Origin of the sequence: Sphingomonas adhaesiva, assembly GCF_036946125.1 — a bacterium.
Taxonomy (GTDB): Bacteria; Pseudomonadota; Alphaproteobacteria; order Sphingomonadales; family Sphingomonadaceae; genus Sphingomonas; species Sphingomonas adhaesiva_A.
Window position 1 is genome coordinate 615,208 of record NZ_JAQIJT010000001.1, and the last position, 21,961, is coordinate 637,168.

At 71.3% G+C, this 21,961-nt stretch carries 24 protein-coding genes and 1 tRNA gene; 5 read left to right on the forward strand and 20 right to left on the reverse strand.

Features of this window, described 5'->3' with window-relative positions; genetic code table 11:
• Positions 1–43: 43 nt before the first annotated feature.
• Entirely contained in the window at positions 44–223 is a 180-nt protein-coding gene (locus PGN23_RS03095) for a hypothetical protein (RefSeq protein ID WP_335301373.1), read from the reverse strand.
• A gap of 142 nt (positions 224–365) precedes the next feature.
• On the opposite strand from PGN23_RS03095, the gene mnmA reads away from it, so the two are divergent.
• Entirely contained in the window at positions 366–1,463 is a 1,098-nt protein-coding gene (gene mnmA / locus PGN23_RS03100) for a tRNA 2-thiouridine(34) synthase MnmA (protein WP_335301374.1), read from the forward strand.
• Between the two features lie 102 nt (positions 1,464–1,565).
• Here the strand turns inward: mnmA and PGN23_RS03105 are convergent, their stop codons facing one another.
• From PGN23_RS03105 to PGN23_RS03125, 5 genes are all read right to left on the reverse strand, one after another.
• Complete coding sequence (locus PGN23_RS03105; RefSeq protein ID WP_335301375.1) at positions 1,566–1,799, reverse strand: hypothetical protein; 234 nt, start codon at positions 1,797–1,799, stop codon at positions 1,566–1,568.
• Between the two features lie 69 nt (positions 1,800–1,868).
• Complete coding sequence (locus PGN23_RS03110; protein ID WP_335301376.1) at positions 1,869–2,663, reverse strand: PhzF family phenazine biosynthesis protein; 795 nt, start codon at positions 2,661–2,663, stop codon at positions 1,869–1,871.
• A gap of 3 nt (positions 2,664–2,666) precedes the next feature.
• On the reverse strand, positions 2,667–3,614 hold the full coding sequence (locus PGN23_RS03115; protein ID WP_335301377.1) for a cation diffusion facilitator family transporter: 948 nt from the start codon (positions 3,612–3,614) through the stop codon (positions 2,667–2,669).
• On the reverse strand, positions 3,611–4,192 hold the full coding sequence (gene pdxH / locus PGN23_RS03120) for a pyridoxamine 5'-phosphate oxidase (RefSeq protein ID WP_335301378.1): 582 nt from the start codon (positions 4,190–4,192) through the stop codon (positions 3,611–3,613). Before pdxH ends, PGN23_RS03115 begins: the two co-directional genes overlap by 4 nt.
• Positions 4,193–4,201: 9 nt before the next feature.
• Positions 4,202–5,101, reverse strand: coding sequence for a BadF/BadG/BcrA/BcrD ATPase family protein (locus tag PGN23_RS03125; protein ID WP_335301379.1), 900 nt, complete (start codon positions 5,099–5,101; stop codon positions 4,202–4,204).
• 159 nt (positions 5,102–5,260) lie between these two features.
• Here PGN23_RS03125 and PGN23_RS03130 point away from each other — a divergent pair, with 159 nt between their 5' ends.
• Together PGN23_RS03130 and PGN23_RS03135 are read left to right on the forward strand one after the other, a co-directional pair.
• Positions 5,261–6,736: a permease gene (locus tag PGN23_RS03130; protein ID WP_335301380.1), complete on the forward strand. Its 1,476-nt coding sequence runs from the start codon at positions 5,261–5,263 to the stop codon at positions 6,734–6,736.
• On the forward strand, positions 6,733–7,752 hold the full coding sequence (locus PGN23_RS03135; protein ID WP_335301381.1) for a serine hydrolase domain-containing protein: 1,020 nt from the start codon (positions 6,733–6,735) through the stop codon (positions 7,750–7,752). The genes PGN23_RS03130 and PGN23_RS03135 overlap by 4 nt, the downstream gene beginning before the upstream one ends.
• 5 nt (positions 7,753–7,757) lie before the next feature.
• Here PGN23_RS03135 and PGN23_RS03140 read toward each other — a convergent pair.
• From PGN23_RS03140 to hisG, 11 genes are all read right to left on the reverse strand, one after another.
• A tRNA-Phe gene (locus PGN23_RS03140) sits at positions 7,758–7,833 on the reverse strand.
• 29 nt (positions 7,834–7,862) lie between these two features.
• A complete protein-coding gene (locus PGN23_RS03145; protein ID WP_335301382.1) occupies positions 7,863–8,036 on the reverse strand; it encodes a DNA gyrase inhibitor YacG in 174 nt (57 codons plus the stop codon).
• Complete coding sequence (locus PGN23_RS03150; protein WP_335301383.1) at positions 8,033–8,959, reverse strand: ribonuclease; 927 nt, start codon at positions 8,957–8,959, stop codon at positions 8,033–8,035. Before PGN23_RS03150 ends, PGN23_RS03145 begins: the two co-directional genes overlap by 4 nt.
• Positions 8,952–9,524: a Maf family protein gene (locus PGN23_RS03155; protein WP_335301384.1), complete on the reverse strand. Its 573-nt coding sequence runs from the start codon at positions 9,522–9,524 to the stop codon at positions 8,952–8,954. The genes PGN23_RS03150 and PGN23_RS03155 overlap by 8 nt, the downstream gene beginning before the upstream one ends.
• A 31-nt stretch (positions 9,525–9,555) precedes the next feature.
• Entirely contained in the window at positions 9,556–9,801 is a 246-nt protein-coding gene (gene infA, locus PGN23_RS03160; protein WP_022685627.1) for a translation initiation factor IF-1, read from the reverse strand.
• 178 nt (positions 9,802–9,979) lie between these two features.
• Positions 9,980–12,166, reverse strand: coding sequence for a sodium-translocating pyrophosphatase (locus PGN23_RS03165; RefSeq protein ID WP_335301385.1), 2,187 nt, complete (start codon positions 12,164–12,166; stop codon positions 9,980–9,982).
• 81 nt (positions 12,167–12,247) lie between these two features.
• The gene (gene thiL, locus PGN23_RS03170; protein ID WP_335301386.1) at positions 12,248–13,126 is read right to left on the reverse strand and encodes a thiamine-phosphate kinase; all 879 of its coding nucleotides are present in this window, start codon (positions 13,124–13,126) and stop codon (positions 12,248–12,250) included.
• A 96-nt stretch (positions 13,127–13,222) separates the two neighbouring features.
• Positions 13,223–13,399, reverse strand: coding sequence for a DUF4169 family protein (locus tag PGN23_RS03175; RefSeq protein ID WP_335301387.1), 177 nt, complete (start codon positions 13,397–13,399; stop codon positions 13,223–13,225).
• 2 nt (positions 13,400–13,401) lie between these two features.
• Positions 13,402–13,869, reverse strand: coding sequence for a transcription antitermination factor NusB (gene nusB, locus PGN23_RS03180; protein WP_335301388.1), 468 nt, complete (start codon positions 13,867–13,869; stop codon positions 13,402–13,404).
• A gap of 40 nt (positions 13,870–13,909) precedes the next feature.
• Positions 13,910–15,205, reverse strand: coding sequence for a histidinol dehydrogenase (gene hisD, locus PGN23_RS03185; RefSeq protein WP_335301389.1), 1,296 nt, complete (start codon positions 15,203–15,205; stop codon positions 13,910–13,912).
• The gene (gene hisG / locus PGN23_RS03190) at positions 15,202–15,861 is read right to left on the reverse strand and encodes an ATP phosphoribosyltransferase (protein ID WP_335301390.1); all 660 of its coding nucleotides are present in this window, start codon (positions 15,859–15,861) and stop codon (positions 15,202–15,204) included. Before hisG ends, hisD begins: the two co-directional genes overlap by 4 nt.
• A gap of 61 nt (positions 15,862–15,922) precedes the next feature.
• Between hisG and PGN23_RS03195 the strand changes: the two genes are divergently transcribed.
• Together PGN23_RS03195 and PGN23_RS03200 are read left to right on the forward strand one after the other, a co-directional pair.
• A complete protein-coding gene (locus PGN23_RS03195) occupies positions 15,923–16,999 on the forward strand; it encodes a DUF2332 domain-containing protein (protein WP_443019741.1) in 1,077 nt (358 codons plus the stop codon).
• Positions 16,992–17,567, forward strand: coding sequence for a TetR/AcrR family transcriptional regulator (locus PGN23_RS03200; RefSeq protein WP_335301392.1), 576 nt, complete (start codon positions 16,992–16,994; stop codon positions 17,565–17,567). The genes PGN23_RS03195 and PGN23_RS03200 overlap by 8 nt, the downstream gene beginning before the upstream one ends.
• Before the next feature lie 351 nt (positions 17,568–17,918).
• Here the strand turns inward: PGN23_RS03200 and otsA are convergent, their stop codons facing one another.
• The 3 genes from otsA to otsB are packed head-to-tail and all read right to left on the reverse strand — an operon-like array spanning position 17,919 to position 21,852.
• Positions 17,919–19,307 (reverse strand): alpha,alpha-trehalose-phosphate synthase (UDP-forming), encoded by a 1,389-nt coding sequence (gene otsA / locus PGN23_RS03205; RefSeq protein ID WP_335301393.1) that lies wholly within the window; start codon positions 19,305–19,307, stop codon positions 17,919–17,921.
• Complete coding sequence (locus tag PGN23_RS03210; RefSeq protein WP_335301394.1) at positions 19,304–21,100, reverse strand: glycoside hydrolase family 15 protein; 1,797 nt, start codon at positions 21,098–21,100, stop codon at positions 19,304–19,306. The genes otsA and PGN23_RS03210 overlap by 4 nt, the downstream gene beginning before the upstream one ends.
• Positions 21,097–21,852, reverse strand: coding sequence for a trehalose-phosphatase (gene otsB, locus PGN23_RS03215; protein WP_335301395.1), 756 nt, complete (start codon positions 21,850–21,852; stop codon positions 21,097–21,099). The genes PGN23_RS03210 and otsB overlap by 4 nt, the downstream gene beginning before the upstream one ends.
• Positions 21,853–21,961: the final 109 nt, after the last annotated feature.

Below are 21,961 nucleotides of genomic sequence, written 5' to 3' on the forward strand. Positions count from 1 at the left end.
GCCGGGTTGAACGCGCTCTAAAACAGCGCGGTAAACAGTCTCTTCATGGCTCGCGCCAACCGTTCAGGGCAGCGGCCGCCGCCGAATTGAAGGCGCCATTGGACGCACCCGAATCGGCGCCGCCCGCACCCAGCGTGCGCGCCACCTGCGCGGTGCGCGACGTCTGCTGACGCGCGCGCAGCGTGCTCAGCAGCGAGGGGGAAGGCGTGTCGGGATCGGTCATCGCGCCGTGTCGTCCATCACAATTCGGGTCATCGGAGATGGCGGTGTACGCATGCGCTGCTGAAGGTCGCGTAAAGCCCGGTGCAACGGTTCGTTTACACGGGTTTACGCCGCGCCGGCCTAGCGGGTATGATGCGGGCATCATGGATGCGGTGGATTTTCAGCTGGGCGCGGGGGCGCGGCGCATCGTCGTGGCGATGTCGGGCGGCGTCGACAGCTCGGTCGTGGCCGCGCTGGCGGCGGCGACGGGTGCCGAAACGATCGGCGTCACGCTCCAGCTCTACGACCATGGCGAGGCGACGAAGCGCGCCGGCGCCTGCTGCGCGGGCCGTGACATCCGCGACGCGCGCGCGGTGTGCGACCGGCTGGGGATCGCGCATTACGTCTTCGACCACGAATCCCGTTTCCGCACGCAGGTGGTCGATCGCTTTGCGGACGATTATCTCGCCGGGCGCACCCCGATCCCGTGCGTCCAGTGCAACATGGGGCCGAAATTCACCGATCTGCTGGCGCTGGCGCGTGACCTGGGGGCGGATTGCCTCGCCACCGGCCATTACGTGCGCCGCGTGATGGGGGCGGACGGCGCGGAATTGCACCGCGGCAGCGACCCGGCGCGCGACCAGAGCTACTTCCTGTTCGCCACGACCGCGCAACAGCTCGATTTCCTGCGCTTCCCGCTGGGCGCGTTGCCGAAGCGGCGGGTGCGCGAGCTTGCGACCGAACTGGGGCTGCTGGTCGCGGACAAGCCCGACAGCCAGGACATCTGCTTCGTGCCCGATGGCGATTATGCGTCGCTGGTGAAGACGTTGCGCCCGGAGGCGGCGGCGGGGGGCGACATCGTCGACGTGGCGGGGCGCAAGCTGGGGGAGCATCGCGGGCTGGTGCATTACACCGTGGGCCAGCGCCGCGGGCTCGACCTAGGCGGCGCGCCGGAGCCGCTGTACGTCGTCCGGCTCGATCCGGCGGAGCGACGCGTCGTGGTGGGGCCGCGCGCCGCCCTGGCGGTGTCGGCGGCGCGGCTGGAGGCGATGAACGTGCTGGGTCCGCTGGACCGGCCGCTGACCGCCAAGGTGCGCTCGATGGCGAAGCCGGTGCCCGCACGCATGGCCGGCGATCGCCTCGTCTTCGATGCGCCCGAATATGGCGTCGCGCCGGGGCAGGCGGCGGTGCTGTACGACGGCGACCGCGTGCTGGGCGGCGGCTGGATCGCGGAGACGGACGCCGCGGCGATCGCGGCCTGATCGCGCAAAGAAAGAGCCCGGCGACGGATCGGCCGGGCTCAGGTTCGTCCAGGGAGCATTCCAGACGGTATCGGAGCGCCGCGGCGGGCGGCGCGAACCGGGTCAGAGCGTGTTGGCGACGCTCGTGTTCTCTTCGACCGGCGGGTCGACGGGCGACAGGTCGCCGCCGTTGCCGGTCGCAATGAGGTTGGCGTCGACGGGGACCTCGTCGGTGACGATCGTGTCGTTGACCGCGGCTTCGTCGGCCGCGGCGCCGTTGTTGGCGATGTTGGTGCCGCAAGCAGCCAGAGACAGCGCGAGGCCCGATGCGGTCAGCGCGGCAACGATCGTCTTCATCGGTCACGATCCCCTTCGTCGTTCCCGAATCAATCTACACCTATTCGGTGGGATATCAACCCCGGAGAGTCAGGGGAGCAGGAACGTCCCCTCGATCGTGGTCACGCACCCCCCGCGCAGGATGACGCGGTCGCCCTCCAGCCGGCAGCCGACATGCCCGCCGCGCGTGCTGGCCTGAAAGGCGGAGAAGGCGTCGCGGCCGAGGACCCGTGCCCAATAGGGGGTGATGACCGCGTGCGCGGAGCCGGTGACCGGGTCCTCCGGAATGTCGTAGAAGTCGGTGAAGACGCGGCTGACGACCTCCGCCGTGTCGCCCCGCGCGGTGACGATGTGGACGATCGGCCCGAGCGCGGCGACCGCGCGGCCATCGGGCCTGGCGGCGCGCACCGCGGCCTCGTCCGCGACGACGATCACGGCATAGCCCTTCTCGTGCCACAGCGTCTCGATCGCCTCGACGCCCAGCACCTCGACGATCCCCGGCAGCGGTTTGGCGACCGGCGCCCAGGCGGGCAAGGCCATGGCATAGCCGGCGGCGGCGCGCGCCACCTCCAGCACCCCGGCCTGTCGCGTGCGGAACGTCACCCGGTCACGCGTCGTATCGGACGACAGCACGACGTGCCCGCTCGCCAGCGTCGCATGGCCGCACAGCGCCACCTCCGCCGCGGGGGTGAACCAGCGCAGCTCGAAATCCGCCGCCCCGCTGTCGTCGGGCACGAGGAAGGCGGTTTCGGAAAGGTTGTTCTCCTGCGCGATCGCCTGAAGCGTGGCATCGTCGAGCCAGCGCGTCAGCGGCATCACCGCCGCCGGGTTGCCGGTGAACGGCGCCTCCGCGAAGGCGTCGACCTGGGTAAAGGGAATCCGCATCGCCTACAGCCGCTTCGAGAACCAGTGAGGGGTGACGTCCGCCTCCACCAGCGGATTGTCGGTATCGACATGCCCCTCCGGATCGAGGTGGATCAGCGTCTCCACCCGCGGAAAGGTGTCGCGCAGCGCGATCTCCACCCGCTCGACGATGGCATGGGCGTCGCGCACGGTCAGGTCCGGGTCGACCTCCATATGGAATTGCGCGAAATCGTGGCTGCCCGAGCGGCGGGTGCGGAAATCGTGGATGCCGCGGATGCCGGGCTGGCGCGCGGCGACCTCGACGAAGGCGGCGCGCTGATCGTCGGACCATTCCTTGTCCATCAGCATGTCGATCGCCTGGCTCGACGCCTGGAACGCGCCCCAGGCGAGCCACGCCGCGATCGCGATGCCGAACACCGGGTCCGCGCCCGATACGCCCAGATACTGGTCGAGCACCAGCGCGCCGATGACCGCGGTGTTGAGCAGGACGTCGGACTGGTAATGGACGTTGTCCGCCAGGATCGCGACCGAAGCGGTACGGCGGATGATGCTGCGCTGATAGGCGAGCAGCACCATCGTCGCGACGATCGCCACGCCCGACACCGCGATGCCCAGCCCCGCATCCTCGTTGACGGCAGGGTTGGAGAAACGCTCGATCGCGCGCCACGCGATGCCGATCGCGGACGCGGTGATGAGCACCACCTGGAACAGCGCCGCCAGTGCCTCCGCCTTGCCATGGCCGAAGCGATGATCCTGATCCGCGGGCTCCGCGGCCAGCTTCACGCCGTACAGCGTGACGAGGCTGGCGAGCAGGTCGAGCCCGGTATCCGCCAGGCTGCCCAGCATCGCCACCGACCCGGTGTGCCATGCGGCATAGCCCTTCAAGACCAGCAGCGCGCACGCCATCGCCACGCTGGCCAGCGCGGCGCGCATGGCGAGGGGAATGACGCGGCGGCGTTCGTCCTGCGTCATGGGTACAGCAACCCTTCGTTCCAGTCGCCCGCCGCGGTGCGCGTGAAGAGGCGTCGCTCGTGCAGGCGGTGCGCGCGATCCTGCCAGAATTCGATCCGTTCGGGCGCGACGACATAACCGCCCCAGAAGGGCGGGCGGGGAACGTCGCCGCCCTCGAACCGCGCCTTCGCCGCCTCGAACCGCTTTTCGAAGGTGGCGCGTTCGTCCAGCGGGCGCGACTGGTCGGAGGCCCATGCCCCCAGTTGCGAGTCGCGCCCGCGGGTGGCGAAATAGGCGTCGCTCTGCGCATCGGTGGCCGTCGTCACCGCGCCCTCGATGCGGATCTGGCGGCGCAGCGACTTCCAGTGGAAAAGCAGCGCGGCCTGCGCATTGGCGGCGAGGTCATCCGCCTTGCGGCTGCCGCGGTTGGTGTAGAAGACGAAGCCGTCGGGGCCATGCCCCTTCAGCAGCACCATCCGCACCGACGGGCGCCCCTGCGCATCGGCGGTCGCGAGCGCCATCGCGTTCGAATCGTTGATCTCGTGCTCGCGCGCCTCGGCGTACCAGGTGTCGAACAGGGCGAAGGGATCGTCGGCCATCCCGACCCCTTACTCCCTGGCGGCGGCGGCGTCATCCATGGTGGTCGGCCGCCCCGCCAGCAGCAGGGCCCCGCCCAGCGCATCGCCCGCCGGCGGCGTCAACCGCGCGACGGTGCGCGCGCGCAGCCACGGCTGGAGCCGCGCCGACAGCCCGCCCATCAGCGAGCAGGCCGGCGCGCCGCGCTCGAAGATCGTCTCGACGAAGCGCTCGACATGCCCCGCGGCATCCTCGACGATCGAGCGCGCGATGGCGTCGCCCGCTTCGGCATGGTCCATCACCAGCGGGGCGAGCGCGGCATAATCGCGCGGGGTGGCGCGATCCATCCACGCGATCGCCTGTGGAATGGCATGGCCGAAGCGGTCCGCGACCGAGAGCGCCAGCGCCGTGCGCTCGCTGCGCCCGTCGAGCGCGCGCAGCGCATGGCGGACGGCGGACAGCCCCAGTGCCGCCCCGCTCCCCTCGTCCGAAATCGGAAAGCCGTAGCCGCCGATCGCGAAGTCGATGCCGCCGACGCGGACCTGCGCGATGCTGCCGGTGCCCAGGATCAGGATCGCGCCGTCGCGTCCGCGGTGGGCGCCCAGATTGGCGATCACCGCGTCGCTGGCGAAGGCGATGTCGGCAAAGGGGAAGTCGAGCGCGCGCAGCGCCTCCAGCGCGCCGGGCCGCGAGATGCCCGCGATCCCCATGCCGGCGTGGATCGTCGCCACCTGCGCCGCGTCGAGTCCCGCCTGCGCGATCGCCTGCCCGATCGCCTCGTCGAGGACGAGGCGGAGCCGCTCGATGCCGATGCGCGCATTGGCGGGGCCGGTCAGCCCCTCGCCCAGCACCAGCCCGCGCGCATCGGTCAGGCGCGCGCGGCAGTGGCTGCCGCCCGCATCCACGCCCAGGAAGAAGCCCGTCGTCGTCATGCCCATGTTCCTGCCGCGATGGCGTGTCCGGGTGCAAGCGCCAACGCCCCGCCGGCCATGAATAAGGCGGGCCAGACCATAACCGCGCGCCATCATCGCGGGATTGACGCGCTGCCGCCATGCGCGGACGGTTGCCGCCTGACCAATGCCGGAGCCTGCATGACCGATCCCCTTGCCCCCGCCCGCACCGATCGGCGCGGCATGGCGCTGTACGGATTGCTGGGGTTCGCGGCGGGGCTGCCCTTCTACATGTTCTCGACCGTGCTGACGCTGCGGTTGCAGGCGCACGGCGTCGCGCTGGCGGTGATCGGCTTCTTCGCCTGGGTGCAATTGCTGCCGACGCTGAAGTTCGTCTGGGCGCCGCTGCTCGACCGCTACGACATTCCCGGTTTCGGGCGCTTCTGGGGGCGGCGGCGCGGGTGGATCATGCTCGCCTCGCTCGGCATCTTCACCGCGATGGTGGCGATGGCGCTGACCGCGTCGGACGCGAGCCTGGCGGTCACCGCGCTGTTCGCGGTGCTGCTCGCCTTCTGGACGACGACGCTGGAGGTGGCGGCGGATGCCTGGCGTATCGAGCTGTATCCGACGCAGGACGAACAGGGGCCGATCGTCGCCGCCAATCTGTGGGGGTATCGCAGCGCCATGGTGGCGGCGGGATCGGGCGCGTTGCTGGTCGCCGATTCGGGCGGGTGGACCGCGGCCTATCTGCTGATCGCGGTGGCGGCGTTCCTGCCCTTTCCGCTGCTCGCCGCGATGCGCCCGGATGCCCGTCACGGCGGCGGCCGCGGGGTTGCGCTCGCGACCGGCATCGCGGCGAGCGCGGCGATCCTGCTGGCGGCGGCGGCGGTGACGGCGGCGGTCGGCTGGGTCGTGCTCGACCTGGCGGTGCGCGCCGGCATCGATGCGAAGAGCAACGTGACGCCGTACGTGCTGGCGCTGTGCATGCTGCCGTTCCTGCTGATGGCCGCGGCGCTCCCGAAGATCCGTCGCGCCGCGCCCGATTCGGCGTTGCGGACGTCGACGGTGCTGGGCCCGTATGTCGACTTCTTCTGGCGCTACGGCTTTGCGGCGCTGATCCTGATGGCGTTCGTCTCCATCTATCGCATGGGCGACGTGCTGGCGCTCAACCTGTCGAAGCCGATGATAAAGGGGCTGGGCTATTCGCTGACCCAGATCGGGAAAGCGGACAGCGTCGTCGCACTGGGGGCGAGCATGATCGGCGTCGGGCTGGGCGGCTGGCTGGCGACGCGGTGGCGGATGACGTGGCTGCTGGCACTCGGCGCGCTGGTCGCGGGGCTGGGCAATTTCGCGTTCGTCTGGCTGGCGCAGCAGCGCGTCGACGAGGTGATGCTGTACGTCGCGACCGCGGCGGACCAGTTCGGGAACGGCTTCGCGGGCACCGTCTTCGTCGTCTATCTCTCGCTGCTCGTGAACCCGCGCTATCCCGGCGCGCAATATGCCTTCCTGACCGGGTTCGCCTTCCTGCTGCCGCGGCTGCTCGCCGGGGCGGGGGGCGTGATGGTCGAGGCGATCGGCTATGACGGTTTCTTCCTTCTCTCCGGCGCGCTGAGCTTCGCGGCGGTGCTGTTCCTGCCGGCGCTCGCGCGCATTTCCCCGCGAAAGGACGACCGATGATCGATCAGGTGGCGGACGCCGCCTTCGCCCCCGCGCAGGCCTATCTCGCGGCGGGGCGGATTCCCGGCGCGACGCTGGGGGTGGTGACGACGGACGGCGCGCGCGCGGTGCGGGTGGCGGGGCTGGCGCGACGCGTGCCGTCGCCCGAGCCGCTGACGCGCGCGCACTGGTTCGACCTCGCCTCGGTCAGCAAGGTCATCGCGACCACGACCTTCGTCCTGCGGCTGGCGGACGAGGGGCGGATCGACCTCGACCGGCCGCTGACCGATGCGATCCCCGACCTGCGCCAATATGACGTCGCCAACGCCGCCGAGCGGCGGCTGACGTTCCGCGACTGCCTGGTCCATCGCACCTTCCTGCCGGCGGTCGAGCCCATCTACACCTATGGCGACGATCCGGCGCGGCTGCGCGCGTTCGTGCTCCAGCGGGAATGGAAGCATGGCCCGCCGGTCTATTCCGACATCAACTTCATCCTGCTGGGCATCGCGATCGAGCGGATCACCGGCGCCGGGCTCGACGCACAGCCGCTGGGCGCCGGGCTGAGCTGGGGGCCGCCGCCCGGCCCGGCGGTGGCGACCGAGCATTGCGCCTGGCGCGGCCGCGTCCTGCAGGGAGAGGTGCATGACGAAAACGGCTTCGCGATGGGCGGGCGGACCGGCCATGCAGGGCTGTTCGGCACGGTCGACGGCGTGCTCGATTACGCGCGATCGCTGCTGGACGGCAGCGGCGCGTCCCCGGCGGCGATCGCGGCGATGCGCCGGCCGGTCGAGGGGCATCGCACGCACGGGTGGGAGATCCGCTTTCCCGGCTGGTCGGGCGGGCAGGCGTGCTCGCCGGGGACGATCGGGCACACCGGCTTCACGGGGACGGGGCTGTGGATCGACCAGGATCGCGGCCTCGCCTGGACGCTGCTGACCAACCGCGTCCATCCGACGCGGCATGTCGACAGCGGCATCTTCACGCTTCGCCCCGAGACGGGCGAGGCGCTGATCGGCGCATGGGATTCAGCGATCTAGGGGAATGGTGCCCAAGGGCGGGATCGAACCACCGACACTACGATTTTCAGTCGTATGCTCTACCAACTGAGCTACTTGGGCGCACCGCGACAAGCGGTGAGGCGCGGTCCCTAGTCGGTGTCGCGGGCGCTGTCCAGCCCTTCCGTGTCATTCGCCGACGGACCGGGGATGCGATAGCCCTCGCCCAGCCATTGCAGCAGGTCGCGGTCCTTGCACCCGCGGCTGCAGAAGGGCGTGTGCGCCGGGTCGGTGGGGGCGCGGCAGATCGGGCAGGCGTTCTTCATCGGTCGAATATAGGCGTGCGCCCGGTGCGCTGCACCAGCAGGTCGAGCCAGTCGGCGCGCGATTCGATCCGCTCGCGCACCGCGCCGGGCAGGCGGTGGCGGTTGGGGGCCGAGACGGGCGCGCGTTCGATCACGCGCAGCGCCGCGCGGGCGGCAGCGCCGACCGGATCGTCGCGCAGCCGTTCGGGCAGCGAGACGCGCGGGCGCGGGCGGACGATCTGGAGGAAGCCGAAGCCGTTGACCGCGGTCCGCTCGAACGGGAGCGGCAGCGCGGCGTCGATCGCGGCGGCGACCGCCTGGCGGGCGGCCTTGCCGGTGACGGTCGGGAAATCGACGCCGATCGATCCGCCGATGCCGTGGCGGCGGATCGCCTGCGCGGTGGCGGTGGCGGCGGCGATCGCGAGCGCGTCGGCCGCGATGTCGCCGTCGACGTCGAACAGCGTCATCGCAGGGGTGGGCGTCATCCGCAGCACGCCGCCCGGAAAGGGGATCTCGCCGCCGGTCGCCTCCTCCAGCACCTCCGACCAGCCCGCGGCCTCCAGCGCGTCGGCCTCATGCGCGCGCAGGCGGCGGACCGGATGCGCGGTCGCGGCGATGCGGGCGAGCAGGTCGGGGCCGGGGGCGGGGGGCAGGTCGGTGGCGAGCCCGCGGGCGCGCTTGGCGCGGCCCGGCTCGGGGATCGCCTCGCGGGTGATGTCGACGGTCAGCGCCGCGCCCAGCGTGACGCCGGGGGGCGCGCGGTCGAGCATCACCTCGCGTCCGTCGGGCAGGGTGGCGACGGTGCGCTCGGTCAGGCGGGCCGGCGAGACGGTGCCGACGCGCAAGGTTTCGGGTAGTTCGATCCGCGCGGCGAGGATGCGCTCGTCCTCGACCAGCGCGGCGCGGGCCTCGCCCACGCCCTCCTCGTACAGCCACTCAGCCAAAGGCGACGCCGGCGGTCGCGAGCAGCGCGCGGGTCTCGAACAGCGGCAGGCCGATCACGCCGGAATGGCTGCCCTGGAGGAAGCGGACGAAGGCCTCCGCGCGCCCCTGGATCGCATAGCCGCCCGCCTTGCCGAGCCCTTCGCCGCAGGCGACATAGGCGTCGATCTCGGCCGGGGAGAGCGGCTTGAACGCGACGATCGTGTCGGCGAGGCGGGTGCGGACATGGCCGTCCGGCGCGATCACGCATACCGCGGACAGCGCGTGGTGGCGCCGCCCCGACAGCAGCCGCAGCAGCGTGCGCTGCACCTCCTCGGTATCGGCGGGAGGGAGGATGCGGCGCCCCAGCGCGATCGTGGTGTCGCCCGCCAGCACCGCCTCGCCCGCGGTGCGGGGGACGGCGCCCGCCTTCTCCTCCGCCAGCCGCAGCGCGTATGCGCGCGGCAGTTCGCCGGCGCGCGGCGTCTCGTCGATCGCGGGCGCATGGACGCGCGCAGGCACGACGCCGATCCGCGCGAGCAGATCGCGTCGCCGCGGGGAGGAGGAGGCGAGGACGAGGTCGGTCACGAACGTCCGCCGTCAGCGGCGGCAGTGCATCTCAGGACGGGCCGGGGCCGCCGCGACCGGGCATGAAGCGGTAGGTGATCCGCCCCTTGGTCAGGTCGTAGGGGGTCAGTTCGACCAGCACCTCGTCACCGACGAGCACGCGGATGCGATTCTTGCGCATCTTGCCCGCGGTGTGGCCCAGGATCTCGTGATCGTTCTCGAGCCGGACGCGGAACATCGCGTTGGGCAGCAGTTCCACCACCTGCCCGCGCATCTCGAGGAGTTCTTCTTTCGCCAAACGGTGTCTCTTTCGCGTTGAATGCGCGCGCCCATAGCCGAGACGACGGGAAAAGGGAAGGCGAGCGCGGGGGGTGCCGACGCGTCGGGGCGCGGCTGCGCTGGCGATATGGGGTGGGGAGGCGGCGAGAGCAAGCGGCGTCCGTCATGCGCGATGACGGACGCCGAAGTTGCGGGCGTCAGCCGCCGTGGGAGGCGAGCGCCGCGAGCAGGAGAAGGGCGACGATATTGGTGATCTTTATCATCGGATTGACCGCGGGACCGGCGGTATCCTTGTACGGATCGCCGACCGTGTCGCCGGTCACCGCCGCCTTGTGCGCCTCCGATCCCTTGCCGCCGTGGTTGCCGTCCTCGATGTATTTCTTGGCATTGTCCCACGCGCCGCCGCCCGAGGTCATCGACAGCGCGACGAACAGCCCGGAGACGATCACGCCCAGCAGCATCGCGCCCAGCGCCGCGAAGCCGGACGCCTGCCCGTCGACCGCGGTGACGACGAGGTAGAGCGCGATCGGCGACAGCACCGGCAGCAGCGACGGCACGATCATCTCGCGGATCGCGGCGCGGGTGACCAGGTCGACGGTGCGGCCATAATTGGGGCGGCTGGTCCCCTGCATGATACCGGGGTTGTCGCGGAACTGCCCGCGCACCTCCTCCACCACCGCGCCCGCCGCGCGGCCGACCGCGGTCATGCCGAACGCGCCGAACAGATAGGGCAGGAGCGCACCGAGCAGCAGCCCGACGATGACGTACGGATTGCCGAGCGAGAAATCGACGGTCAGGTCGGGAAAATACGTCTCCAGATCGGTCGTATAGGCGCCGAACAGCACCAGCGCGGCGAGGCCGGCGGAGCCGATCGCATAGCCCTTCGTCACCGCCTTGGTCGTGTTGCCGACCGCGTCGAGCGCGTCGGTCTTGTGCCGCACCTCGTCGTCCAGCCCGGCCATCTCCGCGATGCCGCCGGCATTGTCGGTGACGGGACCATAGGCGTCGAGCGCGACGACCATCCCCGCGAGCGCCAGCATCGAGGTCGCCGCGAAGGCGATGCCGATGATCCCGGCCAGCTTGTAGGTGGCGACCACCGCGACGACGATCACGATCGTCGGCAGCGCGGTCGCCTCCAGCGAGATGGCGAGCCCCTGGATCACGTTGGTGCCGTGGCCGGTCTCGCTCGCCTTCGCGATCGACTTGACCGGGCGATAGTTGGTGCCGGTGTAATATTCGGTGATCCACACGATCAGCCCGGTCACGGCAAGGCCGATCATCATGCACCAGAACAGGTCCATGCCGGTGAAGCCCGAGGCGGTCGGCAGGCCAGCGACCGCGGTATCCGCGGGCGTGGTCGACCCGGCGAGCGGCGCGGCGCCCGCCCCGCCATCGAGGAAGCCGGCGCCGCCGATCACGGTGTTCATGTCGCCCAGCGCCCAGCTGGTGGCGAACCAGATCGCCGGCACCGACAGGATCGCCGAGGTCCAGAAGCCCTTGTACAGCGCGCCCATGATCGATCCGCTCTTGCCCAGCCGGACCATGTACGTGCCGATGATCGAGGTGACGATGCAGACCCCGCCGACCGCCAGCGGCAGGCCCATCAGCCGCGCGAGTTCGGCGGCATCGGCCTGGATCAGCAGCGCGATCGAGACCATCGTCACGCCCAGCGTCACGACATAGGTTTCGAACAGATCGGCCGCCATGCCCGCGCAGTCGCCGACATTGTCGCCGACGTTATCCGCGATCACCGCGGGGTTGCGGGGGTCGTCCTCCGGGATGCCGGCCTCCACCTTGCCGACCAGATCGGCGCCGACGTCGGCCGCCTTGGTGAAGATGCCGCCGCCCAGCCGCGCGAAGATCGAGATCAGCGACGCACCGAACGCCAGCGCGGTCAGCGCCTCGACGATGGCACGGTCGTTGGGCAGCAGCGCCGCCGGCCCGGTCAGGTACCAGAAGAAGCCCGCGATCGCGAGCAGGCCCAGCCCGGCGACCAGCATGCCCGTCACCGCACCGGAACGGAACGCCATGGTGAGGCCACCCTGCAACGACGTGCGCGCGGCCTCCGCGGTGCGGACGTTGGCGCGCACCGAGATGTTCATGCCGACGAACCCGGCCACCCCGGAGAGCACCGCGCCGATGACGAAGCCGACCGTCGACAGCGTGCCCAGCGTGAACAGCAGCACGACCGCCACCACCGCGCCGACCACCGCGATCGCGGTATATTGCCGGGTCAGATACGCCTTCGCGCCCTCCTGGATCGCGCTGGCGATATCCTGCATCCGCTCGTTGCCGGGCGATGCGCTGAGAACCTGTCGGCTGGTTACGAAGCCATAGAGTACGGCGATGACGCCGCAGACGATGGCAAGGGTGACGATCGTCATGCCTTACATCCCTCCTGTTGCCGCGGCATCCGGTCTGCTGCCGGTCGTCCGCTGGTGACGGGAGGCTAACATGCGCCTGCGTCAGCGCAACCCGTGCTGATAACCGAGCGTGGCGGGTAGCGGCACCGAATGTCCCTCATGGCTCAGGGTCAGCCCGGCGCCGGGCGCGAAAGTGCCGACGCGAGTCGCGGGAACGGGCAGCGCCACATCGGGCGCCGCGGCGAACAGCAGCTCGTAATCGTCGCCGGCGGTCGCGGCGGTCATCGGATCGGTGACGCCGGGGGCGAGCGGGACGGCGGACAGGTCGATGGCGATCGCCAGCCCGCTGGCGGCGGCCATGCGCGCGGCGTCGATCAGCAGCCCGTCGGACACGTCCATCATCGCATGGACGAGCGGGGCGAGCGCGCGCCCCTCCGCCAGCCGCGGCACCGGACGTCGGTAGCGCGCGAGCAGCGCGCGGTCACCGTGCCCGGCGCGCGCGATGCAGAGCCCGGCGCCGGCATCGCCGATCGTACCCGTGACGTACAGCGCGTCGCCCGCGCGCGCGCCGGATCGCGGCGGCGCGGCGGCATCGGTGCCGAAGGCGGTGACGCTCAGCACGCGCGGGGCACCCGGCGCCAGCGAGACGGTGTCGCCGCCGATCAACGGGCAGGCGAAGGCGGCGAGCACCTGGCCCAGACCCGCGACGAAGGCGGCGTCCCACGCATCGTCGCGCAACGGATAGTTGAGCAGGATCCCCTCCGCCCGCGCTCCCTTGGCGGCCAGGTCGGAAAGGTTGGTGGCGACGAGCTTCCATGCGACGTCGGCGGCCGGGTCGGCGGGGAGGAAGTGGATACCCTCCACCAGGGTATCGGTGGTGACGGTCAGGCCGGCGAGCGTGGCGGTGTCGTCGGTCAGGCCATGCGCGCCGGGGTGGAGCGGCAGCGCGCGCAGGCGGGCGATGAAGTCGGCTTCGGTCATTCGGCTTTCCTCCCCGTGCTCCGGCGAAGGCCGGAGCCGTGGCGAGCGGTAGCGCTGTGATCGACGACACTCCGGCCTGCGCCGGAGCACGCAAGCCTATTCCTCGCGCTTCGCCCCGTCGAGCAGCGTTTCGCGGCGGGCGGCGTCCTGCGCGTCGGCGGCCTTCTGCGCCTTCGTCCGGCCGAAGGCGGCGCGGTTGGTGGCGGCTTGCGCTTCCCTGGTGGCGCGCGCCTTCGCCTTGCGCGCGCGGTTGAGGTTGACGACCTCCGCCATCGTCAGCGGCGGACCTCCTTCGCGATGGCGTCGAGCAGGCCGTTGACGAAGCCCGACTCGCGCTTTTCGTAGAAGGCGTGCGCGACATCGACATATTCGCTGATCGCCGCCGCGACGGGGACGTCGGCGCGCGCGAGCAATTCGTAGGTGCCCGCGCGCAGGATCGCCTTCATCGGGCGGTCGAGGCGGTCGAGCGACCAGCCCTTGGCGAGCTTGTCCGCGATCAGCGCGTCGATCTCCTCGCGGCGCGCGTCGACGCCCTTCACCACGTCGTCGAAGAAGTCGATGTCGGCATCGGCATATTCGACGTCCTCGATCGTGGCGCCGAGGCGATGCTGGTGGAATTCGTGGAGCAGGGCGGGGATCGCGGTCCCCTCCATGTCATGCTGATAGAGCGCCTGGACGGCGGCGAGGCGCGCGGCGGCGCGAGCCTGTGTACGGGCGGGGGTACGTGCTGGGGGTCGGGACATGGCGGCGGCCCTTACGCGCAACCGCGCGGTTCGTCACCCCTCAGCGGTTGGTGCGGATGCGCAGCGCCACCGACCTGGCGTGCGCGGGAAGTCCCTCCGCCTCGGCCAGTGCGATCGTGGCGGGGCCGAGCTCGTTGAGCGCGGTTTCGTCCAGCTGGAGGAAGCTGGTGCGCTTCATGAAGTCGGTCACGCCCAGCCCGCTGGCGAACCGGGCGCGGCGGCCGGTCGGGAGGACGTGGTTGGGGCCGGCGACGTAATCGCCGATCGCCTCGGGCGTGTGGCGGCCCAGGAAGGCGGAGCCGGCGTGGCGCAGGCGGTCGAACAGCGCCTGCGGGTCGTCGCATGCGAACTCGACATGCTCGGGCGCGAGCCGGTCGACCAGCGGGATGGCGTCGGCCAGCGTGGGGACGATGACGATCGCGCCGTTATCCTCCCACGCCACACGCGCGGTCGCCTGCGTCGGCAAATCGGTGAGCTGGCGCTCGACCGCCTCGGCGACGCGGTCCGCGAAGGCGTCGTCGTCGGTGAACAGGATCGACTGCGTCGTGGTGTCGTGCTCGGCCTGGCTGAGCAGGTCGGCGGCGATCCAGTCGGGGTCGTTGGCGCCGTCCGCCACCACGACGATCTCGCTCGGGCCGGCGACCATGTCGATGCCGACGACGCCGTAGACCTGCCGCTTCGCCTCCGCGACCCACGCGTTGCCGGGGCCGGTGACGACGTCGACGCGCGCGATCCGGTCGGTGCCATAGGCGAGCGCGGCGATCGCCTGCGCCCCGCCGACGCGCCACACCTCGTCCGCCTGCGCCAGATGCGCGGCGGCCAGCACCAGCGGATTGACCTCGCCGTCGGGGTTGGGGGTGACGACGACCAGCCGGCCGACACCCGCGACGCGCGCGGGGATGGCGTTCATCAGCAGCGTGGAGGGGTAGGCCGCGCGACCGCCGGGGACGTAGATGCCCGCCGCATCGACCGCGCGCCAGCGCGCGCCCAGCCGCACGCCGGCGGCGTCGGTGAAGGCAGTATCCTCGGGGCGCTGCTTCTCGTGATAGGCGCGGATGCGCGACGCGGCGAGCTCCAGCGCGGTGCGCAGTTCGGGCTCCAGCGCCTCGAACGCGGCGGCGCAGGCGGCGGCATCGATCCGCCAGCCGGTGGCGTCCAGGTCGTGGCGGTCCAGCTTCTGCGTGAAGGCGCGCAAAGCGGCGTCGCCCTCGTCCCGCACCGCGCGGATGATGGTCGCGACGTCGCGCGCGACATCGGTCGCGGTTTCGCGGCGGTCGTCGACCAGCGCATCGAAACGCGCGGCGAAATCCGCGTCGGTCGTGGCGAGCCGGATCATGCCGCGCGCGCGCCCACCGCGGCGCGGAACGCCTCCACCAGCGGGAAGACGTGCGCGCGCGTCTTCATCGCGGCGCGGTTGACGATCAGGCGTGCGGAGACGGGCATGATCTCCTCCACCTCGACCAGCCCGTTGTCCCTGAGCGTACGGCCCGAGGAGACGAGGTCGACGATGCGGGTGGCGAGGCCGAGCGTCGGCGCCAGCTCCATCGCGCCGTTCAGCTTGATACACTCCGCCTGGACCCCGCGGCGCGCGAAATATCCGGCGGTGACATGGGGATATTTGGTCGCGACGCGGACATGGCTCCACCCGCGTGGGTCGTCGTGGGCGGCGAGTGCCGCGGGTTCGGCGACCGACAGGCGGCAATGGCCGATGTCGAGGTCGACGGGGGCGTAGAGCTCCGCATAGTCGAATTCGGCGAGCACGTCGGAGCCGACGATACCGAGCTGCGCGGCGCCGTGCGCGACGAAGGTGGCGACGTCGAACGCGCGCACCCGGATCAGCTCGATACCGGGGTCCTGCGTCGCGAAGCGCAGCGCGCGGCTGTCGGGGTCGCCGAAGGCGGCCTCCGGCACGACGCCGGCGGCGGCGAGCAGCGGCAGCGCCTCGCCCAGGATGCGTCCCTTGGGCACCGCGATTACGATCGGTTCAGCCATGGCGCGGGCTTTACGGGAGGGGGGCGGGGGGCGCAATGACCGCGATGACCGGAGGTGGATGTTGGCGAAGGAAGCGCAAAATAGGGAATCGTTCGAGATTCAGGCGCAATATTGCGAGGCGATGGCGGCGCCGCGGACCGCCGCGGCGTGCCGCGCGCTGGGGCGGACGCTGTCGCGCGACACCGCGACGGGGCGGCGGGTGCTCGACTGGGCGGGGGAGCCCGTGGCGGATGCGCTGGTGCTGCGGCTGGTCGGCGGGCTGCACGCGCTGCTGCGCCGCACCGGCGATGCCGACCTGGCGCGGATGTTTGCGGATGGTGACGACGAGGCGGCCGCACGCGCGGTCATGCGTCACGATGCGGCGCTGACGGCGTGGCTGGACGGGCCGCCGCAGACCAACGAGGCGGCGCGCTCGGCCGGGCTGATGACGGGGTTGCTCCATGTCGCGGACACCTTCGGCCCGCGGGTCGAGGTGCTGGAGATCGGGTCGAGCGCGGGGCTGAACCTGTTGATCGGGCGGATGCGGTTCGACCTGGGCGGGGTCAGCGCAGGGCCGGACGCGTCGCCGCTCGTCATCCGCCCCGAATGGCGGGGTGCGCCGCCGCCGGACGTGCCGATCGCGGTCGTCGGCGCGCGCGGCGTCGACATCGCGCCGGTCGACGTCGCCGATCCGGCGCAGGCCGAGCGGCTGGAGGGCTATGTCTGGATCGATGCGCAGGAGCGGCTGGCGCGGCTCGCCACCGCGATCGCGATGGTCCGCGCCGCGCCGGTCGAGCTGGCGCAGGGCGATGCCGCCGACTGGGTGGAGGCGCAGCTGGCCCGGCCGCAGGAAGCGGGGATCACCCGCGTGCTGATGCACTCCGTCGTCTGGCAGTATATCCCCGCGGCGGGACGCGAGCGGATCCGCGCCGCGATGGCGGCGGCGGGCGCGCGCGCGACGCAGGAGCGGCCGCTGGCCTGGGTGATGATGGAGCCCAACCGCGACCTCCACCGGCACGAGGTGCGGGTGCAGCGCTGGCCGTCCACCGACCCGATGGCGCTGGTCGCGCTGACGCACGCGCATGGCGCCTGGGTGGAGGGGCTGTCGCCGCCCTATGAGACGCGCGGCTATGTGATGCGGCGCGGCGCCTATGAGTGAGGCACGGCCGGCACGCGCGCCGCGGCGCGACGCCACGCGGCGGCGCGAGGCGCTGATCGCGGCGGCGGCGACCGCGTTCGATGAGCAGGGCTACGGCGTCGCGATGGAGACGATCGCGGATGCCGCCGGCGTCGGCCGCGCGACGCTGTACCGCAATTTCAAGGATCGCGAGGCGCTGGCGCTGGCGATCTTCGCGCGCGAGATCGATCGGCTGGAGGGGACGATCGACGCGCGCGCGCCGATCGCGGACACGATCGGGATGCTGGTGCGCGAGGGCGCGCGCGCCTCCGCGCTGTTCGCGCGGATCGCGCTGGAGCTGCGGATGGACGCGGCGCATCTCGCCGCGTTCCGTGCATTGGGCGAGCGGCTGGCCGAGGTCGTCGCGCCCGCGGTGGCAGCGGCGCAGGCGCGTGGCGAGCTGGCCGCGGAGGCCGGTGCGCACGAGGTGGTGCTGGCGGTGCGGATGCTGGGCGGGTTGCTGCGCCCGGTGCTGGCGGCGGACGAGCGCGAGGCGCAGCTCGCGAGCGCGCTGGCGATGGTCATGCGCGGGCTGATGCCGCGGGGGTGAGGGGCAACGACGGGTGGTGTGCGTGACCCTGCGCTCCTACCTGCGCAGAAAGGCGGTTGCCGGCTCCCTGTCTGATCCACCCCGGCGGAGGTGGAACCTTTGCAAAAACGGGTGCAACGACGCCGGGTCCACGCCGTGCTCCTGCGCAGGCAGGAGCTCAGGGCCAGGCAGAACAACGCCTGATGGGACCTGCAACCCTGGGCTCCTGCCTTCGCAGGAGCACGGTGTCGCCTTTTGCAAACGTCTCGCGGAGGCCGGGGTCCAGCAACGGACCGCTGGGATGACGCGCCGACGTTTCCCAACCGGATTCCGGCCTCCGCCGGGATGGTAGCAGTTTCGCGGGCGCGCGGGTCAGTCCGTCACCCCTGCATCCTCGCGTTCCAGCGCGGTAAGGAAGCGGTCGGCCCACCAGGTGACGTCGGTTTCCTGCACCCCGGCCATCAGCCGCTGCCACCGCGCGATGCGTTCGTCGCGCGACATGCGCAGCGCCTGGAAGATGGCGTCGGACACTTCCTCCGCGCTGTAGGGGTTGACCAGCAGCGCGTCGGTCATCTGCTCCGCCGCGCCCGCGAACCGCGACAGGACGAGGACGCCGGGGTCCTCCGGGTCCTGCGCCGCGACATATTCCTTCGCCACCAGGTTCATCCCGTCGCGCAAGGGGGTCACCAGCCCGATCTTCGCCGCGCGGTAGATGCCGGCGAGCTGGTCGCGCGGATAGCCTTGATTGACGTAGCGGATCGGCACCCAGTCGACATCGGCATATTCGCCGTTGATCCGCCCCGACAGCCCCTCCAGCGACTGGCGGATGCGCTGGTAGCTTTCGACCGACACCCGGCTGGGCGGCGCGATCTGGAGCAGGAAGACCTCCTTGCGCTCCTCCGGATGCTCGATCAGGAAGCGTTCGTAGCCGAGGAAACGCTCCTCCAGTCCCTTGGAATAGTCGAGCCGGTCGACCCCGACGATCATGTCGCGCCCCGTCGCCGAGTCGCGCATCCGGCGATAGGCGAGCCGCGCGGGAACGCTCTTCGACATCTCGGCGAAGGCGGCGGCGTCGATCCCGATCGGACAGGCCATCAGCCGCACCGAGCGGTCGCCGAACCGCGCGACGCCGTCCTCGATCGTCGCGTCCATCTCGTGCCGGGCGAAGTCGCAGAACGATTCCAGCCATTCCTCGGTATGGAAGCCGATCAGGTCGTAGGCGAACAGCGCCTCCACCAGTTCGCGCGCGTTGGGCAGCGTCGCCAGCAGGCGGCGCGGCGGCCAGGGGATGTGGAGGAAGAAGCCGATCCGGTTCCGGCACCCGCGCGCGCGCAGCTCCGCGCCCAGCGGGAACATGTGATAGTCCTGGATCCAGACGACGTCCTCCGGCTCGATCAGCGGGCGGACGGTATCGGCGAAGCGCTGGTTCGTGCGCTGATACCCGCCGGCGAACTCGCGCTCGTATTCGGCCAGGTCGATGCGGTAGTGGAACAGCGGCCACAGCGTCCGGTTGGCGTAGCCGTCGTAATATTCCTGGACGTCCTGTTCCTCCAGGTCGACGGTGGCGGTGGTGACGCCGTCGTTGCGCTGGAAGTTGATGTGGCCGGTGAAATGGTCGGTCTGCTCGCCCGACCAGCCGAACCACAGTCCGCCGCGCTCGCGCAGCGCCGCGGCCATCGCCACCGCCAGCCCGCCCTGCGCCCCCGAGGTCGACCCGGTGGGGGCGCTGACACGATTGGAGATGACGATCAGTCGACTCAACGAATATGACTCCACGGTTTGCTCAGCATGCCGGCGCAGTTGATCATGCCGACGAGCGAATAGGTCTGGGGGTAATTGCCCCACAATTCGCCGGTGGCCGGATCGATGTCCTCCGACAAGAGCCCGGCGGCGGTGCACCGGGACAGCATCTCCTCGAACAACGCACGCGCCTCGTCGCTGCGCCCGGTCAGGAACAGCGCCTCGATCAGCCAGAAGGTGCAGAAGTTGAACGCGGTTTCGGGCAGGCCGAAATCGTCCTCGGTATCGTAGCGCAGCATGGTGGAGCCGCGGCGCAGCCCCTTTTCGATCGCGGTCAGCGTATCGACGAAGCGCGGATCGTCCGCCGCGAGGAAGCGCAGGTCGAGCAGCTGGAGCACGCTGGCGTCCAGATCGTCGCCGCCGAAGGTCGCCGACATGCGCCGCGTATCCTCGCGCCAGGCCGCCGTCTCGATCCGCTGGCGGATGATGTCGGCGCGCTCGGCCCACATCCGCTGCCGCTCGGGCAGGTTCAGCTTGCCCGCCGCATTCGCCAGCCGGTCGCATGCCGCCCAGCACATCGCGCTGGAATAGGTATGGACGCTCTGGCGGGTGCGCAGCTCCCACAGCCCGGCGTCGGGCTGATCGTAATAGGCCCAGGCGCGGTCGCCGACGCGCTCCAGCGATTCGAAATCCTCCAGCCCGGCGAGGCGGAAGAGCCGCTGGTCGAAGAAGGCGTGGACGCTGCACAGCACGATCTGGCCATAGGCGTCGTGCTGGATCTGCTCGGCCGCCTGGTTGCCGACGCGCACCGGCCCCATGCCGCGATAGCCGGGCAGGTCGGGGGCGACCCGCTCGGGCAGTTCGGGCTCGCCCAGTACGCCGTAGAGCGGCTGGATATGGCTGGCGGCGTCGCCGTGGGTGGCCTCGTCGACGATGTTGCGCAGATAGCCGAGATAGCCCTCCAGCACGTCGAGCGCGCCGAGCCGGTTGAGCGCCTGCACCGTGTAATAGGCGTCGCGGATCCAGCAGTAGCGATAGTCCCAGTTGCGCTGCGACCCGGCGTGTTCGGGGACGGAGGTGGTCAGCGCGGCGACGATCGCGCCGGTCTCCTCATGCTGGCACAGCTTCAGCGTGACGGCGCAGCGGATGACGACGTCCTGCCATTCGAGCGGCACGGCGAGGCCGCGGACCCAGGCCTGCCATTCCTGCGTCGTGCGGTACAGCATCAGGTCGACCGTGCTGGCGAGGTCGCCCTGGAAGCTCTCGTCCGGGCCGAGGAAGAAGTGCAGCGGCCCCTCGACGCGGAACGACCGCTCCGCCTGGACCATCGCGATCGGCGCGGTGGTGGTGAGGCGCAGCGCCAGCGTGTCGAGCAGCAGCCGGACGTGGTTGGAGCCGCCCACCTGCTCGCGGCAGCCGCCGCCCCAGCCGCAGGTCGGGCGCAGCGACACGCGCACCCGCGGGCTGCCCGCGACGGGGCGCACGATGCGTGCGAAGGCGACCGGGCGATAGGTCCGCCCCTCCCGCTGGAAGCGGGGGCAGAAGTCGATCACCTCGATTGCGCCGCCGTGCGCGTCGGTGTGGCGCGTGACCAGGATCGGGGTGTTGCGGATATATTCCTGCTCCACCGACACGCCGTCCTCCAGCGTGATGCCCCAGTAACCCGCGGTCAGTTCCTCTCCGCCCAGCAGCGCGGAGAACAGCGGGTCGCCGTCGACCCGCGGCACGCAGCCCCAGACGAAGCGCCCGCTGCGGTCCACCAGCGCGCTGACCTGGCAATTGCCGATCGGCCACAGGTCCAGCGTCGTCGTCATCGTGCCTCCTGCGCAGGGGAAAGCGTGTCGAGCCAGGCGAGCGCCGCGGCGACGTCATCGACGCGGTAGCCGGCGGCGGTGTCGCGGGGCGCGCCGACGAGCACGCCCGCGCCGCCCAGCGCATGCGCGGCACGAAACCCGGCTTCGTCGGTCACATCGTCCCCCATGAAGACAGGACGCGTATCGCGGCGCGCTGGTTCCGCCATCAGCAGATCGACCGCCGCGCCCTTGTCGCGTCCCTTCACGCGCAGCTCGACCACCATCTTGCCATGCTGGACGACGAGGTCGTGCGCGGCGGCCAGATCGTCGGCGAGCGCGGCGGCCTCCTCGCCCGCCTCCGGTGCGCGGCGGTAATGGAGGCCGACGCCGAAGGGCTTGTCCTCGACCAGCAGCCCGGGATGCGAGCGCGCGAGCGCGCGCGCGGCGTCCAGCACGGCGTCGAGCGCGGGCGGGCGGTCGGGGGCGGTGACGGTGCCGTCGACCTGCGCGATCTCCAGCCCGTGGCTCCCCGCGACCGGCCATGCCGCGGGGGCCAGCAGCGCGCGCACCTCCGCCACGGGGCGGCCGGTGACGATCGCGACGCGGCCGTCGAGCGCGCGTGCGAGACGCTGGAGCAGGGCGGGGACGCGCGCGGCGACCTCCACCGCATCGGGCGAGTCGGCGATCTCGACGAGGGTCCCGTCGAAATCGAGGAACAGGCTGGCGCCGGCCAGCAGGTCGGGCGGGGGCGGGGCGAGGGTCAGGTCCGACATGCGCCGCTACGTGGCGCGGCGCGGCGCGGGGTGCAAGCTTGCTGACCGGCACCCCCGTTCGTCTCGAGCAGGGATCGAGCTTGTCGAGAGCCCATGTCGAGAGACATGC

What these genes read in the sequence shown, in the direction of transcription:
- PGN23_RS03095 (WP_335301373.1), bottom strand. Translation starts at nt 223, where the DNA reads ATGACCGATCCCGACACGCCTTCCCCCTCGCTGCTGAGCACGCTGCGC.
- mnmA (WP_335301374.1), top strand. Translation starts at nt 366, where the DNA reads ATGGATGCGGTGGATTTTCAGCTGGGCGCGGGGGCGCGGCGCATCGTC.
- PGN23_RS03105 (WP_335301375.1), bottom strand. Translation starts at nt 1,799, where the DNA reads ATGAAGACGATCGTTGCCGCGCTGACCGCATCGGGCCTCGCGCTGTCT.
- PGN23_RS03110 (WP_335301376.1), bottom strand. Translation starts at nt 2,663, where the DNA reads ATGCGGATTCCCTTTACCCAGGTCGACGCCTTCGCGGAGGCGCCGTTC.
- PGN23_RS03115 (WP_335301377.1), bottom strand. Translation starts at nt 3,614, where the DNA reads ATGACGCAGGACGAACGCCGCCGCGTCATTCCCCTCGCCATGCGCGCC.
- pdxH (WP_335301378.1), bottom strand. Translation starts at nt 4,192, where the DNA reads ATGGCCGACGATCCCTTCGCCCTGTTCGACACCTGGTACGCCGAGGCG.
- PGN23_RS03125 (WP_335301379.1), bottom strand. Translation starts at nt 5,101, where the DNA reads ATGACGACGACGGGCTTCTTCCTGGGCGTGGATGCGGGCGGCAGCCAC.
- PGN23_RS03130 (WP_335301380.1), top strand. Translation starts at nt 5,261, where the DNA reads ATGACCGATCCCCTTGCCCCCGCCCGCACCGATCGGCGCGGCATGGCG.
- PGN23_RS03135 (WP_335301381.1), top strand. Translation starts at nt 6,733, where the DNA reads ATGATCGATCAGGTGGCGGACGCCGCCTTCGCCCCCGCGCAGGCCTAT.
- PGN23_RS03145 (WP_335301382.1), bottom strand. Translation starts at nt 8,036, where the DNA reads ATGAAGAACGCCTGCCCGATCTGCCGCGCCCCCACCGACCCGGCGCAC.
- PGN23_RS03165 (WP_335301385.1), bottom strand. Translation starts at nt 12,166, where the DNA reads ATGACGATCGTCACCCTTGCCATCGTCTGCGGCGTCATCGCCGTACTC.
- thiL (WP_335301386.1), bottom strand. Translation starts at nt 13,126, where the DNA reads ATGACCGAAGCCGACTTCATCGCCCGCCTGCGCGCGCTGCCGCTCCAC.
- PGN23_RS03175 (WP_335301387.1), bottom strand. Translation starts at nt 13,399, where the DNA reads ATGGCGGAGGTCGTCAACCTCAACCGCGCGCGCAAGGCGAAGGCGCGC.
- nusB (WP_335301388.1), bottom strand. Translation starts at nt 13,869, where the DNA reads ATGTCCCGACCCCCAGCACGTACCCCCGCCCGTACACAGGCTCGCGCC.
- hisD (WP_335301389.1), bottom strand. Translation starts at nt 15,205, where the DNA reads ATGATCCGGCTCGCCACGACCGACGCGGATTTCGCCGCGCGTTTCGAT.
- hisG (WP_335301390.1), bottom strand. Translation starts at nt 15,861, where the DNA reads ATGGCTGAACCGATCGTAATCGCGGTGCCCAAGGGACGCATCCTGGGC.
- PGN23_RS03200 (WP_335301392.1), top strand. Translation starts at nt 16,992, where the DNA reads ATGAGTGAGGCACGGCCGGCACGCGCGCCGCGGCGCGACGCCACGCGG.
- PGN23_RS03210 (WP_335301394.1), bottom strand. Translation starts at nt 21,100, where the DNA reads ATGACGACGACGCTGGACCTGTGGCCGATCGGCAATTGCCAGGTCAGC.
- otsB (WP_335301395.1), bottom strand. Translation starts at nt 21,852, where the DNA reads ATGTCGGACCTGACCCTCGCCCCGCCCCCGCCCGACCTGCTGGCCGGC.